The sequence below is a fragment of the Methylobacterium sp. CCH5-D2 genome (assembly GCF_001556475.1).
Lineage (GTDB): Bacteria > Pseudomonadota > Alphaproteobacteria > Rhizobiales > Beijerinckiaceae > Methylobacterium > Methylobacterium hispanicum.
The window spans coordinates 1-953 of the sequence record NZ_LSIX01000770.1; the positions used below are offsets into that span (position 1 = coordinate 1).

Sequence of the window (953 nt, forward strand, 5' to 3'; positions counted from 1 at the left end):
CCGTCACCCCGAGCCCGGCGGTGACCGCTGCCCAGAGGCCGGACAGGCTCGGGCTGCCGAAGCTCACCCGCCAGGGGATGCGCCGCGCGTCGAGAGCGTCGAGCGCGGCGCGACGGAACAGGCAGGGGGCATCGAGCAGGGCGAGCGGCAGCGGCGCGTCCGGCGGCGGCCCGGACCCGTCCCGCTTCCCGATCCAGACCATCGGCAGTTCGAGCAGCGCCGCCTCCGGGCCGAGCGTCCCGTCCTCGTCCCAGAGCAGCGCGAGATCGAGCTCGGCGGCCTCGAAGGCCTCCCGGAGCCGGGCGTTGCAGGCCACGCGCGCGCTGACCCGGAGACCGGGATGCAGGCGCGCGAACCGGGACAGAGCGGCCGGCAGCCGCGTCTCGGCGAAATCCTGCGGCAGACCGATCCGGACCTCGCCCGACAGGGCGGGCGACCGCACGGCGGCGAGCGCGGCGTCGTTGAGGTCGAGCAGCCGCCGGGCGAAGCCCAGCAGCACCTCGCCCGCCTCCGTCAGGGCGAGACCGCGCCCCCGCTTCAGGAGCAGGGGCTGTCCGACCTGCTCCTCCAGCTTGCGCAACTGCAGGCTGACGGCGGAGGGCGAGCGGCCGAGACGCGCCGCCGCCCGGGCGTAGCCGCCGAGGTCGATGCCGGCCACGAAGGTGCGCAGCACATCCATGTCGAGGTTGGTCGGCAGCATCGAGACCGTTCGGTTCTGCTCAATTGACGCTTTGGAACTTCATGATTTTCGGGATGATCCTGCGGTTCTAGCGTGTTCCCGTCAACGGCCGCACGGGCGGTCTGCAGCAGCGGGACGACGCGTCATGCCCTTCGTGAACCTGAAAGTTTCCCCCGGCCCCGACGCGGCGCGGACCGCACGCCTGCAGGCGGGCCTCACGGCGCTGATGCACGACGTGCTCGGCAAGAAGGCCGAGCTGACCGCCGTGCTGGTC

At 72.8% G+C, this 953-nt stretch carries 1 protein-coding gene; it reads right to left on the bottom strand.

Annotated elements, in window-relative coordinates:
• Positions 1–700 (bottom strand): LysR substrate-binding domain-containing protein (locus AX737_RS20610; protein ID WP_082773176.1); only part of this gene is annotated, 700 nt, incomplete at its 3' end.
• Positions 701–953 lie beyond the last annotated feature (253 nt).